Annotated in this window: 15 protein-coding genes and 1 riboswitch; of the genes, 5 read left to right on the forward strand and 10 right to left on the reverse strand. The window is 68.8% G+C overall.

Going from position 1 to position 19,011, the window contains the following annotated elements; translation table 11 throughout:
* Positions 1-31 precede the first annotated feature (31 nt).
* Positions 32-2,242: a TonB-dependent receptor gene (locus tag AVKW3434_RS00715; RefSeq protein ID WP_284403551.1), complete on the reverse strand. Its 2,211-nt coding sequence runs from the start codon at positions 2,240-2,242 to the stop codon at positions 32-34.
* 114 nt (positions 2,243-2,356) lie between these two features.
* Positions 2,357-2,578, reverse strand: a complete 222-nt coding sequence (locus tag AVKW3434_RS00720; RefSeq protein WP_272563976.1) for a hypothetical protein — start codon at positions 2,576-2,578, stop codon at positions 2,357-2,359.
* Positions 2,579-2,884: 306 nt separating this feature from the next.
* Between AVKW3434_RS00720 and AVKW3434_RS00725 the strand changes: the two genes are divergently transcribed.
* On the forward strand, positions 2,885-5,020 hold the full coding sequence (locus AVKW3434_RS00725) for a D-(-)-3-hydroxybutyrate oligomer hydrolase (RefSeq protein WP_284403555.1): 2,136 nt from the start codon (positions 2,885-2,887) through the stop codon (positions 5,018-5,020).
* 130 nt (positions 5,021-5,150) lie between these two features.
* Here the strand turns inward: AVKW3434_RS00725 and cysC are convergent, their stop codons facing one another.
* Positions 5,151-5,723, reverse strand: a complete 573-nt coding sequence (cysC, locus tag AVKW3434_RS00730) for an adenylyl-sulfate kinase (protein WP_284403557.1) — start codon at positions 5,721-5,723, stop codon at positions 5,151-5,153.
* A 26-nt stretch (positions 5,724-5,749) separates the two neighbouring features.
* Positions 5,750-6,829 (reverse strand): ferrochelatase, encoded by a 1,080-nt coding sequence (hemH, locus tag AVKW3434_RS00735; protein ID WP_284403560.1) that lies wholly within the window; start codon positions 6,827-6,829, stop codon positions 5,750-5,752.
* 72 nt (positions 6,830-6,901) lie between these two features.
* Between hemH and AVKW3434_RS00740 the strand changes: the two genes are divergently transcribed.
* Entirely contained in the window at positions 6,902-7,594 is a 693-nt protein-coding gene (locus AVKW3434_RS00740; RefSeq protein WP_284403562.1) for an HAD family hydrolase, read from the forward strand.
* Between the two features lie 276 nt (positions 7,595-7,870).
* On the opposite strand, the gene AVKW3434_RS00745 is transcribed toward AVKW3434_RS00740, so the two are convergent.
* A complete protein-coding gene (locus AVKW3434_RS00745; protein WP_284403564.1) occupies positions 7,871-8,815 on the reverse strand; it encodes a hypothetical protein in 945 nt (314 codons plus the stop codon).
* 179 nt (positions 8,816-8,994) lie between these two features.
* On the opposite strand from AVKW3434_RS00745, the gene AVKW3434_RS00750 reads away from it, so the two are divergent.
* Complete coding sequence (locus tag AVKW3434_RS00750) at positions 8,995-10,434, forward strand: NHL repeat-containing protein (protein WP_284403565.1); 1,440 nt, start codon at positions 8,995-8,997, stop codon at positions 10,432-10,434.
* Between the two features lie 5 nt (positions 10,435-10,439).
* Here the strand turns inward: AVKW3434_RS00750 and AVKW3434_RS00755 are convergent, their stop codons facing one another.
* Both AVKW3434_RS00755 and AVKW3434_RS00760 read right to left on the reverse strand, forming a co-directional pair.
* The gene (locus AVKW3434_RS00755) at positions 10,440-11,249 is read right to left on the reverse strand and encodes an alpha/beta fold hydrolase (protein ID WP_284403567.1); all 810 of its coding nucleotides are present in this window, start codon (positions 11,247-11,249) and stop codon (positions 10,440-10,442) included.
* Positions 11,249-12,559 carry an O-acetylhomoserine aminocarboxypropyltransferase gene (locus tag AVKW3434_RS00760; RefSeq protein WP_284403569.1) on the reverse strand — a complete coding sequence of 437 codons (1,311 nt, stop codon included), beginning with the start codon at positions 12,557-12,559 and terminating at the stop codon, positions 11,249-11,251. Before AVKW3434_RS00760 ends, AVKW3434_RS00755 begins: the two co-directional genes overlap by 1 nt.
* Positions 12,560-12,657: 98 nt before the next feature.
* Between AVKW3434_RS00760 and AVKW3434_RS00765 the strand changes: the two genes are divergently transcribed.
* Positions 12,658-13,113: a CBS domain-containing protein gene (locus tag AVKW3434_RS00765; RefSeq protein ID WP_272563967.1), complete on the forward strand. Its 456-nt coding sequence runs from the start codon at positions 12,658-12,660 to the stop codon at positions 13,111-13,113.
* A gap of 130 nt (positions 13,114-13,243) precedes the next feature.
* Positions 13,244-14,341 carry a chorismate synthase gene (gene aroC, locus AVKW3434_RS00770; RefSeq protein WP_272563966.1) on the forward strand — a complete coding sequence of 366 codons (1,098 nt, stop codon included), beginning with the start codon at positions 13,244-13,246 and terminating at the stop codon, positions 14,339-14,341.
* A 27-nt stretch (positions 14,342-14,368) separates the two neighbouring features.
* Here the strand turns inward: aroC and AVKW3434_RS00775 are convergent, their stop codons facing one another.
* The 3 genes from AVKW3434_RS00775 to glyA all read right to left on the reverse strand — a co-directional run bounded on the left by AVKW3434_RS00775 (position 14,369) and on the right by glyA (position 18,761).
* On the reverse strand, positions 14,369-16,732 hold the full coding sequence (locus tag AVKW3434_RS00775) for a hypothetical protein (protein WP_284403571.1): 2,364 nt from the start codon (positions 16,730-16,732) through the stop codon (positions 14,369-14,371).
* 212 nt (positions 16,733-16,944) lie between these two features.
* Positions 16,945-17,394: a transcriptional regulator NrdR gene (nrdR, locus tag AVKW3434_RS00780; protein WP_272563964.1), complete on the reverse strand. Its 450-nt coding sequence runs from the start codon at positions 17,392-17,394 to the stop codon at positions 16,945-16,947.
* A gap of 122 nt (positions 17,395-17,516) precedes the next feature.
* Positions 17,517-18,761 carry a serine hydroxymethyltransferase gene (glyA, locus tag AVKW3434_RS00785; RefSeq protein ID WP_272563963.1) on the reverse strand — a complete coding sequence of 415 codons (1,245 nt, stop codon included), beginning with the start codon at positions 18,759-18,761 and terminating at the stop codon, positions 17,517-17,519.
* A gap of 34 nt (positions 18,762-18,795) precedes the next feature.
* Positions 18,796-18,945: riboswitch (ZMP/ZTP riboswitch) on the reverse strand.
* Positions 18,946-19,011: the final 66 nt, after the last annotated feature.

Below are 19,011 nucleotides of genomic sequence, written 5' to 3' on the forward strand. Positions count from 1 at the left end.
CGGGGCAATGGATGGGTGCGTCGCGGCGCGATCAGAAATCCACGCTGGCGCTCAGCGTGAACGTGCGGGGCGCCGCCACCACGAGGTAGCCGGAGCCCGGGTAGCCGCCGGCGGAGGCCCAGTAGTTGCGGTCGGTGGCGTTGTCCACGCGGGCGCGCAGGGTGACCAGGCGGCCGCTCCACTCGGTGGCGTAGCGCACGCCCAGATCCAGGCGCGTCCAGGCGGGCACGCGCAGGGTGTTGGCGTCGTTGGCATAGGTGGCGCCGGTGCGCACCACGCGCGCGTCCAGGGCCAGGCCCTGCGCGCCCGGCACGTCCCATTCCGCGCCCAGGTTCGCCTGCAGGCGCGGCACGCCGATCACGCGGTTGCCATTGAGCGCGGCATTGCCGGTCTCGCGCTGCTTGGCATCCAGCCACGTCATGCCGCCGAGCACGCGCAGGCCGCGCGTGGCCTCGCCGTACACGTTGAGCTCCACGCCCTGGTGCCGGTCCTTGCCAGACGAGGCGAACACGTTGGCCGCGTTGACGATGGCGCGCGGCTTGGTCGTGCTGAACAGCGCCAGCGAGCCGCCGATCCGGCCAGCGTCGTACTTGAGGCCGATCTCCTTTTGCTTGGCGACGTAGGGCGACAGCTGCTCGCCGCGGTTGACCACCGGCGTGCCGTTGGCCGTGGCGGGCGCGGTTTCGCCCTTGCTCAGGCTCTCGACATAGTTGGCGTACAGCGACAGCTGCTTGCTGGCCTTGAACACGGCGCTCGCCAGGGGGCTGGTGCGGCTTTGCTCGTAGCGGTTGGTCAGGGCCGAGGTGCCGTAGGCATAGTCGGCCACGTCGAGCTTCTGGTGGCGCAGGCCCAGCGTGACGAGGACGGTGTCCTGCACGAAGGACATCGTGTCGCCCACCGCGAAGCTGGTCATGCGGGTGCGGCCGTTCAGGTTGGGGCTGGCGAGCGTGCCGCCGTAGCCCGCATTCGCGCTGAAGGCGGGCTGTGCGTAGGGCGTGTAGGCATACAGGCTGCCCGGGCGGGTGTTCAAAAAGTCGAACGCGTAGGCGTTGTCTTTCTCGGCATCGAAGTACGAGGCCGAGGCCACCCACTCATGGCCCACGCTGCCCGTGCGGGCCTTGCCGCGCACGCCCAGCTCGCCCGTGTTCACCCGGTCCTTGCGGGTGTTGTCGAAGCGGTAGGTGCTGCCTTCGCCGGTGGTCGAGTTGCTCACGCTGAGGTTGGCCAGCGAGTTGGACTCTTCGCTGCGGCGCAGGCCCCAGGCGCCCCATGCGGTCACATCGGGGCTGATGTCCACTTCGCCGCGGAAGGTGCCGAACAGGTCGCGTTCGTTGGAGTACGTCCAGGGCTGCGAGAAGTTGGCCGAGGCGTCCGGCGCGGCGGGAATGAAGTTGGCGTTCGCGCCGTTGAGGGTGACGTTGGTGCGCGTGCCCTTGAGCTTGTTGTCCTGCCAGCCGAGGTCGCCCGACAGGCGCACGTCGCGGCTGCGCCAGTCGAGGCCCACCGAGACCAGGCCCAGCTGGCTCTTTTCATGGTCCACGGCGGTGTCGCCGTCGCGGTAGGCGGCATTCAGGCGGATGCCGGCGCTGTTGTCGGGGCCGAAGCGGCGCGCGATGTCGGTGGACACCTGGCCGTACCCGCCCGAGCCCGTGCCCACGGTCACGCGCGACAGCGGTTCGTTGGGCGCGCGCTTGGGCAGCAGGTTGATCGCGCCGCCGATGCCGCCGCCGTTGGGTGCCGCGCCGTTCAGGAACGCCGAGGCGCCACGCAGCAGCTCCACGCGCTCGAAGAGCTCGGTCGCGATGTACTGGCGCGGCAGCAGGCTGTACAGGCCGTTGTAGGCCACGTCGTCCGAGTCCAGCAGAAAGCCGCGGATGAAATACGTTTCCTGGAAGTTGCCGAAGCCGCGCGCCAGCCGCACGCCGGCATCGTTTTGCAGCACCTCGCCCACGCTGCGCGCCTGCCGGTCCTGGATCAGTTCGTTGGTGTAGCTGGTGATGCTGAAAGGCGTCTCCATCGCATCGCGCGTGCCCAGGATGCCGGCCCGCCCGCCGCGGGCGACCTGGCCGCCGGGGTAGGCGGGCGACAGGCCTTGTGCCGATGCATCCGCGCTGGCGCCCACCGTCACCGTGGGCAGGGTGGGGGCATCCGCAGGGGTGGCCGTGGTCTGGGCATTGGCCTGAAGGCCGAACGTGGCGAGGGCCATTGCGACGGCCAGGGCGATGGGGGTGTGCTGGTTCATGGGCATGGGAGGGGCAAGGTCAGGAAGGGCGTGAATGAATGAAAGGGGCGGCGCGGCCTGGACAAGTCCGTCCAGGAGCCAAGTGCATCGGGCCACGGAAAATCGGGACCGGGCTCAAGCCGAGGGCGGGCGGCGGCGAAGGCCGAACCAGGCCATGGTGGCCACCGGCACCCCCAGCGCCACCCAGGACCAGACGTCTCCCCAGCCATCGCTGACCAGGGCGCTCAGCAGGCCGGTGGCGGTGAGCACCCCCAGAGCGATGGGCCAGCCCCACAGCGGAAAGAAGCCGCCAGGGGTCGGGCGGAGGTCGGACGGTGGTTCGATCGGTGGTGGCATGGGCGCAATCGGGAGGGGCGGTGGCGACGGCGGGGGCCGCCACGCAGGGCCAGCGAGGCGCAGCGAGCGCCCCGGGGAGAGGCTCTCCCCGGGGCTCCCCACCAGGGCGCTGTTTTTCAAGGCGGCATGTTAAATGATATTGCGAATGGTTCGCATTGTTTTTGGGCGAGATTCCTCACCGTGGCATGATCCGCACTTGAAAACATTGCAACGCCTTGTGGATGCCGCCATTGGCAACGCCCCGCACGGCCATTGCATACTCTCCACGACAATTTCATTCCGTTTCCCCGCTGCAGGAGATTTCCGATGCGACCGCTCATTCCCCGCGCCATTGCCCTCGCTGCCCTGACCGCCGCCCTCCTGGTCGCCTGCGGTGGTGGCGGCGGCAACACCGTGGACTTCGATTTCAACGTGCGCCCGTCCTACCTGGCCAGCCTGCGCCAGGCGACCTACGACGGCGTGGACGACGATCTGCTGACCGCCGGCCTGGGCCGCACCGGCCTGGCGGACCCCGATGCCCCCGGCTACGAAGGCGCCCAGCCCACGGCGGCAGAGTTGCGCCGCAACGCCATCTATACCAATTACCGCGCGCTGCTGGACATGACGGCCGCTGGCGGTTACGGCACGCTTTACGGACCCAACGTGGACGCGCAGGGCCGCGTGACGGCGGGCGAGGGCAAGATCGCCGGCACCGAAACCATCGCCTACTACGACGACGGCTCGGGCCGGCAGAACGTCACGCTGATGGTGCAGGTGCCCGACACCTTCAACCCCGCCAAGCCTTGCATCATCACCGCCACGGCCTCGGGCTCGCGCGGCATCTACGGCGGCATGTCCACCGGCGAGTGGGGCCTCAAGCGCGGCTGTGCCGTGGCCTACACCGACAAGGGCACGGGCGCGGCCCCGCACGATCTGCAGGCCGACACCGTGCCGCTGATCGACGGCACCCGCACCTCGGCCACCTCGGCCGGCACCAGCGCCGCGTTCAACGCCGGGCTGTCGGCCGCCGACCTGGCCGCGTTCAACACCGCCACGCCCAACCGCTTCGCGTTCAAGCACGCCCACTCGGGGCAGAACCCCGAGAAGGACTGGGGCCTGGCCACGCTGCGCGCGGTGGAGATGGGCTTTTACGTCATCAACGAACGCTTCGGCGATCTGTCCCCGGGCGGGCAGCGGCTGCGCACCTTCAAGCCATCCAACACGATCGTCATCGCCTCCAGTCTCTCCAACGGCGGGGCCGCCGCCATCGCCGCGGCCGAGCAGGACACGCAGGGCCTGATCGGCGGCGTGGCCGTGTCGGAGCCCGCGGTGGAGCTGCCGGCCAACCCCGGCGTCACCGTGCGCCGCGGCACCACCGACGTGGCCGTGAACAGCCGCACCCTCATCGACTACACCACCTACGCGCAGCTGTACCAGGCCTGCGCCGCGCTGGCGCCCTCCATCAGCGACAGCCCGTACGCCAGCACGTTCGCGGTGGGCTTCGCCAGCCCGTCGCTGCCGATCGCCTCCAACCGCTGCGAGGCGCTGCGCGCGCAGGGGCTCATCACCGGCGGCAGCACCGTGGCCCTCGCCGAACAGGCGCTGGCCCGGCTGCGAGCCTACGGCTGGGAGGCGGAATCGGTGGCGCAGTACCCGTCCCTCGCCGGCTTCGAGGTCGTGCCCGCCGTGGCGGTCACCTTCGCCAACGCGCTCTCGCGTTCGAGCGTGAAGGACAACCTGTGCGGCTACAGCTTCGCGGCAACCACGGCGCAGGGCGCGGTGACGCCGCTGGCGCCCGCCGCGCTTGCCGACATGTTCGCCACTGGCAACGGAGTGCCACCCTCGGCCGGCGTGCAGCTCGTCAACAACCGCAGCCTGGGCGGCGCCACGCGCGACGTGCTGTCGCAGAGCGCCACCGGCGCGCGCGACTGGAACCTGAGCGGCGCGCTGTGCCTGCGCAACCTCGTGACGGGCACCGACGACGCGGCGCAGCGGCTGCAGGCCGGCGTGGACGAAACCCGCCGCAGCGGCAACCTGCGCGGCAAGCCCGCCATCATCGTGCACGGCCGCTCGGACGCGCTGCTGCCCGTCAACCACACCTCGCGCCCCTATGCGGCGCTGAACCGCCGGGTGGAAGGCGCCTCCAGCCGCCTGCGCTACATCGAGGTGACGAACGCACAGCATTTCGACAGCTTCATCGGCCTGACCGGCGTGCTGCCGGGCTACGACACGCGCTACATCCCGCTGCACGTCTACCTGAACCGTGCGCTCGACGCCATGTACGACCACCTTGCCAACGGCACCGCCTTGCCCGCCAGCCAGGTGGTGCGCACGGTGCCGCGCGGCGGCCAGCCGGGCAGCGCGCCCGCGATCACGGCGGCCAACGTGCCGGCCATCGCCGCCACACCGGTGAACGGCAACGCCATCACCGTGACCAGCGGCGCGATCAGCGTGCCGGAGTGAGCGGGGCCGCACTGCGGCCCGTGGCGGGTGGCCCGTGTCGCATGCGGCAGCAGGTTTGCTATTTAATCGATAGCGCGATACCGGCGATTTGATTGCGCTGAAGGCCTGTCGGGCTGTGTTGCCGGGCCCTTCAGCGCTCGGCGGATCGCGCCGGCCCCTGCGCGGTGGGAGGCGGGCCATGCGTGGCCCACAGCGCCTCGACGCAGGCCTGTACCGAGGCCCCCGCCGTGTCGATCTCGAAGTCCGCATCCCGGGGCTCGTCGTAGGCCCCTCCCACGCCCGTGAACCCCGGCAACTGGCCGGCACGGGCCCGCGCATACAGGCCCTTGGGGTCCCGGGCCTCGCACACGGCCAGGGGCGTGCGGACCCACACCAGGCGGCAGCGGTCCTCGCCCACGATCTGGCGCATCCGCTGGCGGTCGCTCTCCTGGGGCGAGATCAGGGCGGCGACCACCCACAGCCCGGCCTCGTTGAACAGGCGCGCCACCTCGGCCGTGCGGCGGATGTTCTCGCTGCGGTCGGCGGCGCTGAACCCGAGCGAGGCGTTCAGGCCGCCGCGCAGCACGTCGCCGTCCAGCACCGTGCAGGCGATGCCGCGGGCCTGGAGCCGGCTGGCGAAGGCCTGCGCCAGCGTCGTCTTGCCCGCGCCCGACAGGCCGGTGAACCAGAGCGTGCGGGTATCGGAAGGGGCGGAAATCTGCATGGCGGGCCGTCCGTGCTCGGCGTGCCTCAGTGCCTGTCCCAGCCCTGCAGGTGCTGCTGGGCGATCTGGCTGAGGCCGGTGATCCAGGCGTTGTCGTCGTTCATGCAGGGGATGTAGTGGAACGCCTGGCCGCCCGCGTGCAGGAACGCCTCGCGCGCCTCCTGGTTGATTTCCTCCAGAGTTTCCAGGCAGTCGCAGGGAAAGCCCGGGCACATCACGTCCACGCTGCGCGTGCCCGACTGGGCCATCTGGATGAGCGTGGGCTCGGTGTAGGGCTCCAGCCACCGGGCCTTGCCGAACCGCGACTGGAAGGTCACCCGGTACTGCTCGGGCGACAGGCCCAGGGCCTGCGCTACCAGCGTGGCGGTGGTCAGGCATTCCTGCTGGTAGGGGTCGCCCAGCTGCACGTTGCGCGCCGGAATGCCGTGAAAGCTCATGACCAGTTGCTCGGCGCGGCCGCCCTCGCGCTTCCAGTGCGCGCGCACGCTCTGCGCCAGCGCCTGGATGTAGCCCGGGTGCGCGTGGTAGCTGTTCACGAAGCGAAACTCCAGCAGCCGCCGCTGCCTGCGCGTCCAGGCCTGCACGTCGTCCACCACGCTGGCCGTGGTGGTGGACGAATATTGCGGATACAGCGGCAGCACCAGCACGCGCTCCACGCCTTCGGCCTGCAGGGCATCGAGCTGCGAGGCGATCGACGGCTGCCCATAGCGCATCGCATGGCGCACGCGCACGCCCAGGCCCGCCTCGCCCAGCCAGCCGCGCAGCAGCGTGGCCTGTTTGGCCGTCCACACGGCCAGCGGGGAGCCTTCCGGCATCCACACGCTCGCGTACTTGGCGGCGGATTTGGCGGGGCGGATGCGCAGGATGATCCCGTACAGGATGGGCAGCCACGCCACGCGGGGAATCTCGACCACGCGCGGATCGCCCAGGAACTGCGCCAGGTAGCGGCGCAGCGCCGGTGCGGTGGGCGCCTCGGGCGTGCCCAGGTTGCACAGCAGCACGGCGGCACGGGACAAGCCGGCGGATTGCGCGGCGGCAGGGGGGAGGGGAGTCGGGGCGCCGGACACAGGGGCAAGCGAAGAGGGCGCGGAGGTGGGGGAGGGCATGCCCGCATTGTGGCAAAGGCCACGCACCCTTTCGGCGGGTCGCGCGCGAAACCCCTGCGCTATCCTCCCCGCATGCTCGACACCCAACGCATCCGCGCCGTCACCCTCGATCTGGACGACACGCTCTGGCCCATCTGGCCCACCATCGCCCGCGCGCAGGCCGTCCTGTGCGCCTGGCTGCAGGACCGGGCGCCCGCCACGGCCGCGCTCCTGGCCGACCCCGAAGCCGCCGCCGTGTTGCGTAGCCAGGTCGTGCAGGCGCATCCGCAGCTGTCCCACGACCTGAGCGCCCTGCGCCGCGAGAGCATCCGTGCCGCGCTGCGGCAGGCGGGCGACGACACCGGCCTGACCGACGGCGCCTTCGATGCCTTCTTCGCCGAGCGCCAGCGCGTGGAGCTGTACGACGACGCCATCGCGGCGCTGGAATTCCTGGCCGTGCGCTATCCCATCGCGGCCCTGTCCAACGGCAATGCCAACCTGGACCTGATCGGCATCGGCGCCTATTTCCAGGCCCGCATCAGCGCACGCGAGTTCGGCATCGCCAAGCCCGATCCGCGCATCTTCCATGCGGCGGCCGAGGCCCTGGGCGTGCCGGCTGGCAGCGTGCTGCACGTGGGCGACGATGCCACGCTGGACGCGCACGGCGCGCTGGGCGCGGGCATGCAGGCAGTGTGGATCAACCGCGCCGAGGCGGCCTGGCCGCACGACGGCGAGCCGCACGCCACGGTCCCCGATCTCACCGAGCTGTGCCGGCTGCTGGCGTGACGGCCGCGCTCGCGGCCTTGTGCGCATGAACGCCCGGGCTCTGGCGGCAAGGGTGTGGATCCACCGCTAACCGACCAATGGAGGCGCCGATGCGAGGCCGCGCAGGGTGGGGCGGGTAGGCCCGATGGCTTTCCCACACGGGCATCCGCACGGGGGATGATTGCTGCATTGCTATGAAATCAATAGCTGAAAGGGCAATGACTACTAGGGAATGGAGCGCTTTTTACTCGAAATGGCAGTGCGCGGCATGAAAGCGCCTGTGCGGCGGGCGAAACACTACGCCGGGTCCAAACGGGCGAGATATGCCGCGACCAAATCATCATGATCGGCAGTGGCCCCGCCACCGAACCAGAAGGCTCGGGCGGCGCCGAGGGGCTGGCGGACGGGCACGAGCGCGCGGGCGACCGTTCGGAACGGCCTCAACGCATCGGTTTCGTCAGGCGCGCCCCAGATCGGGCGATCGCCGGCCGTGATCGAGAGAAGGTGGGTGGATCGCTCGATCGCGATGTCGGGGTCGAGGGCCAGCGCAGCCAGGGCGGGTTCGATCCGATCCCAGTATTCGCGGCCGATGAACGTTCGCCAGCCCACATCGGCAATACCGGCGTCTTCTCCCGCCTTCCACCGATGCGGTGAACCTTCCCTGCGAAGCGCGGGCTCCACCATGTCGGCGTCGGTGCTGAATGCGGCACGATGGCGCTCCGGATCGGCGCTCAACAGGAATCTGAGGCTGCTTTTGTGGGGTGGGAGAAATCGTCCCATGCCCATCGTGCCGCTGATAGTGGGCAGTTCCATCAAGGTCGCGCTGACTTCCTCCGCGAAGCCGTGCCAATGGGGCGAGTCTTGCGGTATCGCGGTCTCCAGAAAGAAACGGTCGCTGCGCTGCTCCATGCCGAAGAACGGCAAGCCGGGGTGAGGGAAGTCGGCGAGCGCGTGGCCGTAGCGGCGCAGGCCCTCGCCATACGGGGTTCCGCCGTCCCGGGCGAGGTAGGCACGGCCATCGTTCAGGATGCGCTGCGTCGCCGGGCGGATCTTGCCCTTGTAGCCAGGAAAGTGGTACGAGGTTTCGTTCGCCGACGTGCCGAAGCGCGCTTCGAATTGGGCGTAGAGCTTGCGAAGGTGCGGGGCGATGGTCGGGGCGTGGATCGTGCCCTCCACGATCGCGATCGACCGGAAAGCGGGCACGGCCACCGGTTCGTTTTCCCACATCAGAAACTCACGCATCGGTTGCCTCCCTCAACAGTTTTCCGTACCTGCGGGTGCTGTTCGGAATGGCGGAATCTATCGCAGATCTTTCGGCGGGTGTTACGCAATCCCACACAACGCAAGCCCGCGGAGTGAAACCCAGCGACCAGCCATGCAGAATGTCCGGCAAGGTTTTTCAATCAACGGAGGGGTTTGGCATGCATCGACTCGATACGGGGCGTATTCTTCAACGCCCGGCACACAACGTCTGGCTGGCGAGTTGCCTGGTGGCATTCGGGTTGACGGCCTGTGGCGGCGGATCGGGATCCACCACGGTCACTCTGTCCGATGCCCTGAAGGTCGACACCACGTACGGCGAAGCCGGGGTGGCCACCTTCCCGCTCGGCACGCCATCCTTCGCCAGCCTGGGCGTGCAGCCGGATGGCAGGTTGCTGATTGCAGGCAGCAGGGTCGCGGTTCCCGCAGCCCCTTCGGGTTTCGGATCACTGCTCGCCACGCAGACCTTTGTCGTCCGAATGAGCGCCGACGGAAACGTCGACAGGGGCTTCGGCCAAAATGGCGAAGCACGGTTTTCCGTCAAGGGGTACGAGTCGATCAGCGATGTTCGACTCCAGGCCGACGGCAGAATCCTGGTGGCGGTTCCGGCGCACGAGCCGTGTTTCTCACCGTCCTACCAGACCCGGTGCCTGACGGCGTCCGGGGAGCCCGGCACATGGCACAACACCGTGGTCGGCCTCACCGCGAACGGGGCGGTCGACGGCACGTTCGGCACCCAGGGCATTGCGGAGGGCTTCGTCTCCACCAATCTCAACACCCTCGCGCTGGCGATCCAGCCTGATCAGAAACCCGTTTTGCTGACGTCCAACGACCGCCCCATCGTGCAAGTGTTCGGCCGCTCTTTGCGCCGCCTGTCTGCGGACGGAATCCCCGATGCCGCGTTCAATCAACCGACCGCATCGCAGCCGCCTGCGCCCTGCGAGGCCAGCGGCGCGGCGGTGCTGGCGCTGCGCAACGGCAGCATCATCACCGCAGGCCAATTGGGTGGCCGGCTCTACGCAGACCCCCGATCCGACCCCGGGCTTTGCGTCGCGGTGCACGCGGGCGGGACGCAAGCGCAGACCTCCGGTGGCTGGACGTCCTTCGGGGCGGATTTGGAGGAATACAAGCTCGCGTCCCATCCCGATGGCGGATTTGTCGTCGCTGCCAGAACCTGCGCGGGCAGCGACTGCCATCTCAGCGTCGCCAAGTTCAGTGCCAATGGCGCGCTCGACACGTCCTTTGGCGACAAAGGCATCGAGCGCGTGGCGCTTCCTGCCAACTATCGCCTCAAATCCTTCTTCGTCCAGAGCGACGAAAGCATGAAGGCCTTCGGCGCCATTGAGGAAGCCGCGGCAGCGGGCACCACTGCACGCCGGTTCCGTGCGGTGTGGACGAGCCTGACGGGCAACGGTGCACTGGCCAACAATGACACCAACGTGGCGACTTCCATTCAGGACCCACCGACCAGCGCAGAGCCGCGCGAGGTGCTCCGGGACGGCGCGGGGCGTTGGCTCGTGATCAGCTCGGAGGAAGACAGTGCGCGCAATCTGGTGCTGAAGGTCGTGCGCACGCTGGGCACGTCCACCGGCCGTTCGTAAAACCGCTAGGCCGCGAGGAAGTCCCGGATCGCGAACAACGTGGCGTCCGGCGCCTCCGTCATCTGGTGGTGGCCGACCGGCAGGCTTGCCACCTGCACCGCCTTGCCGGCCGCGCGCGCCGCCGCGATCAGGCCCTGCGCCGCCTTCGGGTTCGTCATCTGGTCGTGCGCGCCCAGGGCGAACAGCACCGGGCAGGTGATCTGCGTGATGGCCGCCTCGCCGCCTGCATAGCGGTCGCAGGCCAGAAAGCCGCGGTGGAACACGTTCACGGCCGGGTTGCTGCGCAGCACGCGGCGACCCAGGGCCATGCCCGCGCCATAGGCCCAGAAGCCCGCGCCCGATGGCGAGGCCAGCGTGCTGCGCGAGAACACGTTCACCATGCGCAGCGCCTTCTCGGGCGTGTTCAGGGCCGACTCGATGAGGGCGGGGGACACCTTCATCGGGTAGGCGGTGCCCACCAGAACCAGGTGCGTGATGCGGTCCTGCAGGCGGGCGGCGGCCTCCAGCGCGATCAGCGATCCCCAACTGTGGCCCACCAGCGCGGCGCGGGCCACGCCGGCCGCATCCAGCAGCGCGGCGATGAAGCCGGCCGCCTGCTCGACGCTTTCGGGCGCATCGCCCTCGCTGCGGCAGTGGCCCGGCAGGTCCACCGCCAGCACGTTCCAGCCGTGGTTGGCGAAGTAGCGGCTTTGCAGCGCCCACACGCTGTGGTCGTTGAGCACGCCGTGGATGAAGACGACGGTCGGCTTGGCCGCGTCGAACGCCTTGCCGCCGGTGTAGCAATAGGTGCCGTGGCCATTGACGGTGATGCGCATCACGCACCTGCCTTTTCTGCGGCTTTCAGCGCGCGCTGCAGGTCGTCGATGAGGTCGTCCGCGTCCTCCAGGCCGATCGACAGGCGGATCGTGCCCTGCGAGATGCCGGCCTGGGCGAGCGCCTCGTCGCTCATGCGAAAGTGCGTGGTGCTGGCCGGGTGGATCACCAGGCTGTGGCAGTCGCCCACGTTGGCCAGGTGGCTGAAGACCTTCAGCGTCTCGATGAACTTTTTGCCCTGCGCGCGGTTGCCCTTCAGGTCGAAGCTGAACACCGATCCCGCGCCGCGCGGCAGCAGCTTTTGCGCCAGCGCGTGGCTGGGGTGCGAATCGAGCATCGGGTGCCCCACGCGCGAGACGAAGGGGTGGCTGGCCAGGAACTCCACCACCTTCTGCGTATTGCGCATGTGGCGCTCCATGCGCAACGGCAGCGTCTCGATGCCCTGCAGGATCAGCCAGGCCGTGTGCGGGCTCATGCATGCGCCGAAGTCGCGCAGGCCCTCGCGCCGTGCGCGCAGCAGGAAGGCGCCCACGGTGCTTTCCTCGGTGAACACCATGTTGTGAAAGCCGTCGTAGGGCTGGGTCAGTTCGGCGAAGCGCCCCGCGGTGCGCGGGCCCTCCCAGTCGAAGCTGCCGCCGTCCACCACGATCCCGCCGATCACGGTCCCGTGGCCCGACAGGAACTTGGTGGCCGAGTGGTACACCAGGTCCGCACCGTGCTCGAAGGGCCGCATGAGCCACGGCGAGGTGAGGGTGGAGTCCACCAGCAGCGGCACGCCGGCCTCGTGCGCGATGGCGCTCACCGTGGGAATGTCCAGCACGTCCAGGCCCGGGTTGCCCACGGTCTCGCCGAAGAACAGGCGGGTGTTGGGCCGCGCCGCGGCGCGCCAGCCGTCGATGTCGCCCGGGGCGACGAAGGTGGTCTCGATGCCGAAGCGTGCCAGCGTGTAGTGCAGCAGGTTCTGCGATCCGCCATACAGCGCGGTGCTGGCCACGATGTGGCCGCCCGCGCCCATCAGCGTGCAGATCGCCAGGTGCAGCGCGGCCTGGCCGCTGGCCACCGCGATGGCGCCCACGCCGCCTTCCAGGGCGGCCACGCGCTGCTCCAGCACGGCGTTGGTGGGGTTGCTGATGCGGCTGTACACGTGGCCCGGGCGTTCCAGGTTGAACAGCGCGGCCGCGTGGTCGCTCGACTCGAACACGAACGACGTCGTGAGGTGGATGGGAACGGCGCGCGCCCCGGTGGCCGGGTCGGGCGAGGCGCCCGCGTGCAGCGCCAGTGTGTCGAAGCCAGGGTCTGAGTAACCGGGCATCCGTGTCTCCTCTGTAGGGGGGTAAGCGCCGCATTGTGGGCTATATTGCGCAGGATTCAGCCAGCAGCGCCCTGGCGCGCACCACGGAGACCTCCCCCATGAAAGTCAGCGACATCCTTCGCGTCAAAGGCAACACCCTCTACACCGTCAACGCCGACGAGCCGCTGTCCCAGGCCGCTGAAATCATGTCCGAAAAGGACATCGGTTCGCTCGTGGTCATGGACCTGGGGGACCTGGTGGGCATGCTCACCTTCCGCGAAGTGATCCAGGCCGTGGTGAAGAACGGCGGTTCGGTCGGCACCCTGCTCGTGCGCACGGCCATGGACGACGCCCCGCTCACCTGCACGCTCGAGACCGACATGGACGAGGTGCGCCGCATGATGCTCAATCGCCATGCCCGCTACATGCCGGTGATGGACAAGAAGATGCTCATGGGCGTGATCAGCTTCTACGACGTCGCCAAGGCCGTCGTGGATGCCCAGAACTTCGAGAACAAGATGCTCAAGGCCTATATCCGCGACTGGCCCGAGGAAGACGCCCGCCCGGCGGTCTGATCGCTCCCTTCAAGCCCAACAGGCCCCATGCCGGGGTATCGATTGCCTGGATTGCTATGTTTTCAATAGCATTCAGCGCGAGGTGGGATGGATCGGGCCGGGCCGCAAGGCTCGGTGATAATCGCGCCCCATGAGCGGCAACACACTCGGCACCCTATTCGCAGTCACCAACTTCGGTGAATCCCACGGCCCCGCCATCGGCTGCGTGATCGACGGCTGCCCCCCCGGCATGCCCCTGTCCGAGGCGGACATCCAGGCCGACCTGGACCGCCGCCGTCCCGGCACCAGCCGCCACGTCACCCAGCGCAACGAGGCCGACACGGTCGAGATCCTCTCCGGCGTGTACGAAGGCAAGACCACCGGCACGCCCATCGCCCTGCTGATCCGCAACACCGACCAGCGCAGCAAGGACTACTCCAACATCGCCGAGAGCTTTCGCCCCGGCCACGCCGACTACACCTACTGGCACAAGTTCGGCATCCGCGACCCGCGCGGCGGCGGGCGTTCGTCGGCGCGGCTCACCGCCCCCACGGTGGCGGCCGGTGCGGTCGCCAAGAAGTGGCTGTCCGAGAAATACGGCGTTCGCTTTCGCGCCTGCATGACGCAGATCGGCGAACTGGCCATTCCGTTCGAAAGTTGGGACCACGTGCCCCAGAACCCGTTCTTCGCGCCGGTCGCCGACGTGTCCGCGTACGAGGACTACATGGACGCGCTGCGCAAGTCGGGCGATTCGTGCGGCGCGCGCATCCGCGTGCAGGCCACGGGCGTGCCGGTCGGCCTGGGCGAGCCGCTCTACGACAAGCTCGATGCCGACATCGCCCACGCCATGATGGGGCTCAATGCCGTCAAGGGCGTGGAGATCGGCGCGGGCTTTGCCAGCGTGGCGCAGCGCGGCACCACGCACGGCGATTCGCTCACCCCCCGGGGCTTTGCCAGCAACAACGCCGGCGGCGTGCTGGGAGGCATCAGCACGGGGCAGGATATCGAGGTGTCGCTGGCCATCAAGCCCACCAGCTCCATCATCAGCCCGCGCGAATCCATCGACGTGCACGGCCAGAGCACCGAGGTCATCACCAAGGGCCGGCACGACCCCTGCGTGGGCATCCGCGCCGCGCCCATCGCCGAGGCCCTGCTGGCGCTGGTCGTGATGGACCATGCCCTGCGCCATCGCGGGCAGTGCGGCGACGTCGAGCCGCCGGTGCCGCCGATCCAGGCATCGTTTCTCTGAGCCTGAGGCCCTCGGGCCGCCTGCGCCTCAGCGCGCGGCCGAGGCAGGCACGGGGGGCGCCACAGACACCGACGCTGCCGGCGCACCGGGGGCTGGCGTGGCCGGTGCGCTGCCCGTGGCGGCAACGGGGGCGGCGACAGGGACCGGTGCCGGCGCATGCTCCAGCCGGTACCAGCGCCAGGCGGCCACCGCCAGCAGGGCGACGACCAGCAATCCCCCCGACGCCAGCCACACCGGCCGGCGCGACTCGGCGAATGGGTCGTCCAGCAGTCGTCGCGCATTGGCCGGTACCCGGGCCGTCTGCGACAGCGAGCCTCCCAGCCGGGTGTTGATGCGCATGCGGCCGTTGATGGCCCAGCCGCTCGCGTCCAGGATCGGCCCCAGGCTGCGCTGGCGCAGCTTGAGCCACGCGATCAGCATGCTCGGCCCGGAAATGGCCAGCACGATGCCGACGAGCGCCAGTGGAATCCACACCCCCAGGTCCACGAACTTGCCGAAGATGCCAACCAGCACCGCGCTGATGCTGCCCAGCGCCACGCCGATCGCCGCCACCGTGCCCACGTCGGTGCGGCGCCCGGGCTCCACCACGGTGGAGGCGGCGGGCGTGGTGCCGCCAGCCTTGAGCGGCGTGTTGGCCAATTGCCCGGCCGTGGCGCCCAGGGACTTTTCCACCCGCGCATCGCTGGCCGAGGCCCGCTTGGCCACCTGCTCCTCGATCATCCGCAGGAATTTCTTGTAGGGCGAGAAGAACGCCTGCGCGATGCTGGTCGGGTTCTCGATCAGCTTGGTGATGGTGGCGTCCCAGTCCTGGCCCTGCCGGTCGTAGAAGACGCCGTTGCGCCCCACGAACAGAAAGTCCACGTCACCCGCCGTGAACGCCGCCACGATGGTCATCTTCTGTCCCTTGCGCGTGCAGTCGCAGTAGGCCAGGTAGGTCTTGGCCAGCCCGGCGAGCTTGGCGTGCTTGCCCGCATCCGCCACCTGCACGGTCAGGTCGCAGCTGCGTGCGTCCAGGTACAGCGTGCCGGCCTGGAAGATTGCGCCTTCGCGCTGGTAGAACGCCGAAAACGAGACGAAGTTGTTCAGCAGCACGAGCAGGTCGCGCCGAAAGCGCAGCAGCTTCTCGAGGTCCAGCATCTGCGTGTTGTGCGCCTTCTCGGCCTCGTCCTGCTCGATCAGGGCCATCACGCGCTCGCGCACGCCGCTCTCGTGCAACTGGCGGATGGCATCGTCCTTGAGCGCATCCAGCCGGGTGGCCGGCTTGTCGGCCAGCCATTGCTGGCAGGGGGCCAGGGCCTTCTGCACCTGCTCCCACTCTTGTTCGGTCAGCGCTTCGGCGGGGCGGCCGAGCAGCGGCTCCACCGCCTGGTCCCGGAAGGTCTGTAGGGCCTGGGCCCAGGCGGGATTGGTGCCGCGCGCCAGGTGCAGGGCGCCATGGGGCGCGATGGGCGCCAGGGGCAGGGCGGCCACCGCGGGGGACGATGCATCCAGATCGACCCCGGCCATCGCGGCGTATTCCTCCTGTGTGGGGTTGAGTGCCGCCGCCGCGCGCGGATCGTAGGCGGCGAGCCGGGACCGCGCGAAGAAATCGTCGATTTTGTGGCGCACCGCGTTCATCGCCTGCGTGGCGGCGAGCGTGCGATCGCCGAGCGCCAGTCCGGCGGTGCGGTCATTGGCCTGGGCCGACCAGGCGTGCCATTTCGCCACCTCGGTAAAGAAGGCTTCGGCATGCGCGCGGTCCACCCCTTTCAGGGCCTCCTGGGGGACGCCCTTCACGGGTTTCTGCTCGATGGGCACGCTGCCGTGCGTGGCGATGATCTGCTCGATCGCCTCCCGCGCCGGCGTGTCATCCTGCGCCGTGTCCGGCGTGATCGCGCCATCGCCGTTGAAACGCATGGCGCTCAGCTGTTCGCTGCGTTCCAGCACCTGGGCCAGCGTGATGGTGGTGGCCTCGGGTTGGTCGGCCAGCGCGAGGATGCGCCGCGCCTGCGCCACCAGCGCGGCACCCTCGTCCGTGGTGGCGTCGATGGCTTCCAGATCCAGTGCATCGGCCGGCCGGGCCAGCAGGTCGGGGTCGCCCAGCCGGGCACAGGCCCAGGCGCAGGCCGCCAGCAGTTCTGGCGGGCGGATGCGCCCGTCCTTGTCGGTGTCGATCAGGTCCAGCGTGCGTGGGTCGAACTCGATGCCGCGCGTGGGGCAGGCCAGGGCCACCCAGAGCTTCTGGTCCAGCTCGGCCAGGTGGGCGATGTCGGCGCCGGTGCGGATGGTGACCTGGTCCACGCCACCGGCGCGAAAGAATTGCCAGGTGTGGCGGTGGGCAGGCCCGCTGGGGGTCTGGGCAGCGGATGCGGGCGAAGTGGGATGGTTGGAAATCGGCGGCTGGGATTCCATGGAGCGAGGGCGGCGGGCGCGGATCGTAGCGAGGACGCCGGGCACGCAGACCGCTCCGGCGGACGAAGCGGTCCAGTTTAGAACGCAGAGGCGGCCACGTGGCCGCCCGCCTTGTCAGACAGCGCGCCGTTTTTCGTTTGCTATGAAATCGATAGCTGTCACCACATGGGAGTCATGCGGTGAGGGCCCGAAAGACCCCAGGCCATCGATTCTTACTTGCGCACTTCGTCCACCAGCGCGCGGAAGTCGTCGATGTCTTCGAAGCTGCGGTACACGCTGGCAAAGCGGATGTAGGCCACCTTGTCGAGCTTCTTGAGCTCGCGCATCACCCACTCGCCGATCTGGCTGGAAGGCACTTCGCGCTGCCCCAGGTTGAGCAGCGTTTCCTCGATGCGCTCGATGGCACTGTCGATCTGCACCGTGCTGACCGGGCGCTTGCGCAGCGCCAGGTTGAACGAGGCCAGCAGTTTGGCCCGTTCGTATTCGATGCGCCGGCCGTCCTTCTTCACGATGGACGGAAAGTTCACTTCCGGCCGCTCGTAGGTGGTGAAGCGCTTGTCGCATGCGCCGCACTGGCGGCGGCGGCGCACGAAATCCCCGTCCTCGGCCACCCGCGTTTCCACCACCTGCGTTTCGGGGTGGCTGCAAAAGGGGCACTTCATCGGAAGGCCCCTCCATCATGCCGGCGGAAAAGGGCCGCCGAGCGGGCCGAGGCTGGCGCCAGCGCCCGTTTTGCCCCGGTTGGGCCAGGGCAGGCGGCGCTGAGCGGAGAGCGGGGCATTGGTCAGCCGTAGACGGGAAAGCGCGAGGTCAGCGCGTGCACCTTGGCCCGCACCGCGGCCAGGTTGGCCTCGTCGCGCGGGTTGTCCAGCACGTCGGCCAGCAGATGGGCCGTGAGGCGCGTTTCCTCTTCCTTGAAGCCCCGCGTCGTGATGGCCGGCGTGCCCACGCGGATGCCGCTGGTCACCATCGGCTTCTCAGGGTCGTTGGGGATCGAGTTCTTGTTGATGGTGATGTGGGCGTTGCCCAGGGCGGCTTCGGCTTCCTTGCCGGTGATACCCTTGGCGCGCAGGTCCACCAGCATCACGTGGCTTTCGGTGCGGCCGCTCACGATGCGCAGGCCGCGCTCGATCAGCGTCTCGGCGAACACCTTGGCGTTCTTGGCGACCTGTTCCTGGTAGGCCTTGAAGCCCGGCTCCAGCGCTTCCTTGAAAGCCACGGCCTTGGCGGCGATCACGTGTTCCAGCGGGCCGCCCTGCAGGCCGGGGAAGATGGCGCTGTTGATGGCCTTCTCGTGCTCGGACTTCATCAGGATGATGCCGCCGCGCGGGCCGCGCAGGCTCTTGTGCGTGGTGGAGGTGACCACGTCAGCATGGGGCACGGGGTTGGGGTACTGGCCCGCGACCACGAGGCCGGCGTAGTGGGCGATGTCCACCCAGAAGATCGCGCCGATTTCCTTGGCGATCTTTGCGAAGCGCTCGAAGTCGATGCGCAGGGAATAGGCCGATGCGCCAGCGATGATCAGCTTGGGCTTGTGCTCGCGGGCCTTGGCTTCCAGTGCGTCGTAGTCGATCTCTTCCTTGTCGTTGAGGCCGTACGAGACGATGTTGAACCACTTGCCGCTCATGTTCAGCGGCATGCCGTGCGTCAAGTGGCCGCCTTCGGCCAGGCTCATGCCGAGGATGGTGTCGCCGGGCTTCAGGAAGGCCAGCAGCACGGCCTGGTTGGCCTGCGAGCCGGAGTTGGGCTGCACGTTGGCGGCTTCGGCACCGAAGAGCTTCTTCACGCGGTCGATGGCCAGTTGCTCGACCACGTCCACGTTTTCGCAGCCGCCGTAGTAGCGCTTGCCGGGATAGCCTTCGGCGTACTTGTTGGTGAGCTGCGAGCCCTGGGCGGCCATGACGGCCGGAGAAGCGTAGTTTTCGCTGGCGATCAGCTCGATGTGCTGTTCCTGGCGAACGTTTTCGGCCTGGATGGCGGCCCAGATTTCAGGGTCGGCCTGGCTGACGAGGATATTGCGTTGGTACATGTTGGCAGTCCTATGAACTGGTGTCCCTTGAAACAAGGGCTGCCCAGGCGAACGGCGGAACACAGCAGGCCTTTCAGCCCGTGCGGCACGCTCCCCAGTGGTTCACAGGGGGTGAACCCCTGTCGGTTTCCACGTCAGCGGCGGCAGTGGAGTGCCGCGCCTATCGCCAGTTGCGTACCCCGCGAGTGTAGCTGACCGCACCGGGCCTGGAGCCCGAGGATGAATCGATGCCCCAAGTCGGGCACCGTCG

This window comes from Acidovorax sp. SUPP3434, assembly GCF_030159015.1.
Classification (GTDB): Bacteria; Pseudomonadota; Gammaproteobacteria; order Burkholderiales; family Burkholderiaceae_C; genus Paracidovorax.

What these genes read in the sequence shown, in the direction of transcription:
- AVKW3434_RS00715 (WP_284403551.1), bottom strand. Translation starts at nt 2,242, where the DNA reads ATGAACCAGCACACCCCCATCGCCCTGGCCGTCGCAATGGCCCTCGCC.
- AVKW3434_RS00720 (WP_272563976.1), bottom strand. Translation starts at nt 2,578, where the DNA reads ATGCCACCACCGATCGAACCACCGTCCGACCTCCGCCCGACCCCTGGC.
- AVKW3434_RS00725 (WP_284403555.1), top strand. Translation starts at nt 2,885, where the DNA reads ATGCGACCGCTCATTCCCCGCGCCATTGCCCTCGCTGCCCTGACCGCC.
- cysC (WP_284403557.1), bottom strand. Translation starts at nt 5,723, where the DNA reads ATGCAGATTTCCGCCCCTTCCGATACCCGCACGCTCTGGTTCACCGGC.
- hemH (WP_284403560.1), bottom strand. Translation starts at nt 6,829, where the DNA reads ATGCCCTCCCCCACCTCCGCGCCCTCTTCGCTTGCCCCTGTGTCCGGC.
- AVKW3434_RS00740 (WP_284403562.1), top strand. Translation starts at nt 6,902, where the DNA reads ATGCTCGACACCCAACGCATCCGCGCCGTCACCCTCGATCTGGACGAC.
- AVKW3434_RS00745 (WP_284403564.1), bottom strand. Translation starts at nt 8,815, where the DNA reads ATGCGTGAGTTTCTGATGTGGGAAAACGAACCGGTGGCCGTGCCCGCT.
- AVKW3434_RS00750 (WP_284403565.1), top strand. Translation starts at nt 8,995, where the DNA reads ATGCATCGACTCGATACGGGGCGTATTCTTCAACGCCCGGCACACAAC.
- AVKW3434_RS00755 (WP_284403567.1), bottom strand. Translation starts at nt 11,249, where the DNA reads ATGCGCATCACCGTCAATGGCCACGGCACCTATTGCTACACCGGCGGC.
- AVKW3434_RS00760 (WP_284403569.1), bottom strand. Translation starts at nt 12,559, where the DNA reads ATGCCCGGTTACTCAGACCCTGGCTTCGACACACTGGCGCTGCACGCG.
- AVKW3434_RS00765 (WP_272563967.1), top strand. Translation starts at nt 12,658, where the DNA reads ATGAAAGTCAGCGACATCCTTCGCGTCAAAGGCAACACCCTCTACACC.
- aroC (WP_272563966.1), top strand. Translation starts at nt 13,244, where the DNA reads ATGAGCGGCAACACACTCGGCACCCTATTCGCAGTCACCAACTTCGGT.
- AVKW3434_RS00775 (WP_284403571.1), bottom strand. Translation starts at nt 16,732, where the DNA reads ATGGAATCCCAGCCGCCGATTTCCAACCATCCCACTTCGCCCGCATCC.
- nrdR (WP_272563964.1), bottom strand. Translation starts at nt 17,394, where the DNA reads ATGAAGTGCCCCTTTTGCAGCCACCCCGAAACGCAGGTGGTGGAAACG.
- glyA (WP_272563963.1), bottom strand. Translation starts at nt 18,761, where the DNA reads ATGTACCAACGCAATATCCTCGTCAGCCAGGCCGACCCTGAAATCTGG.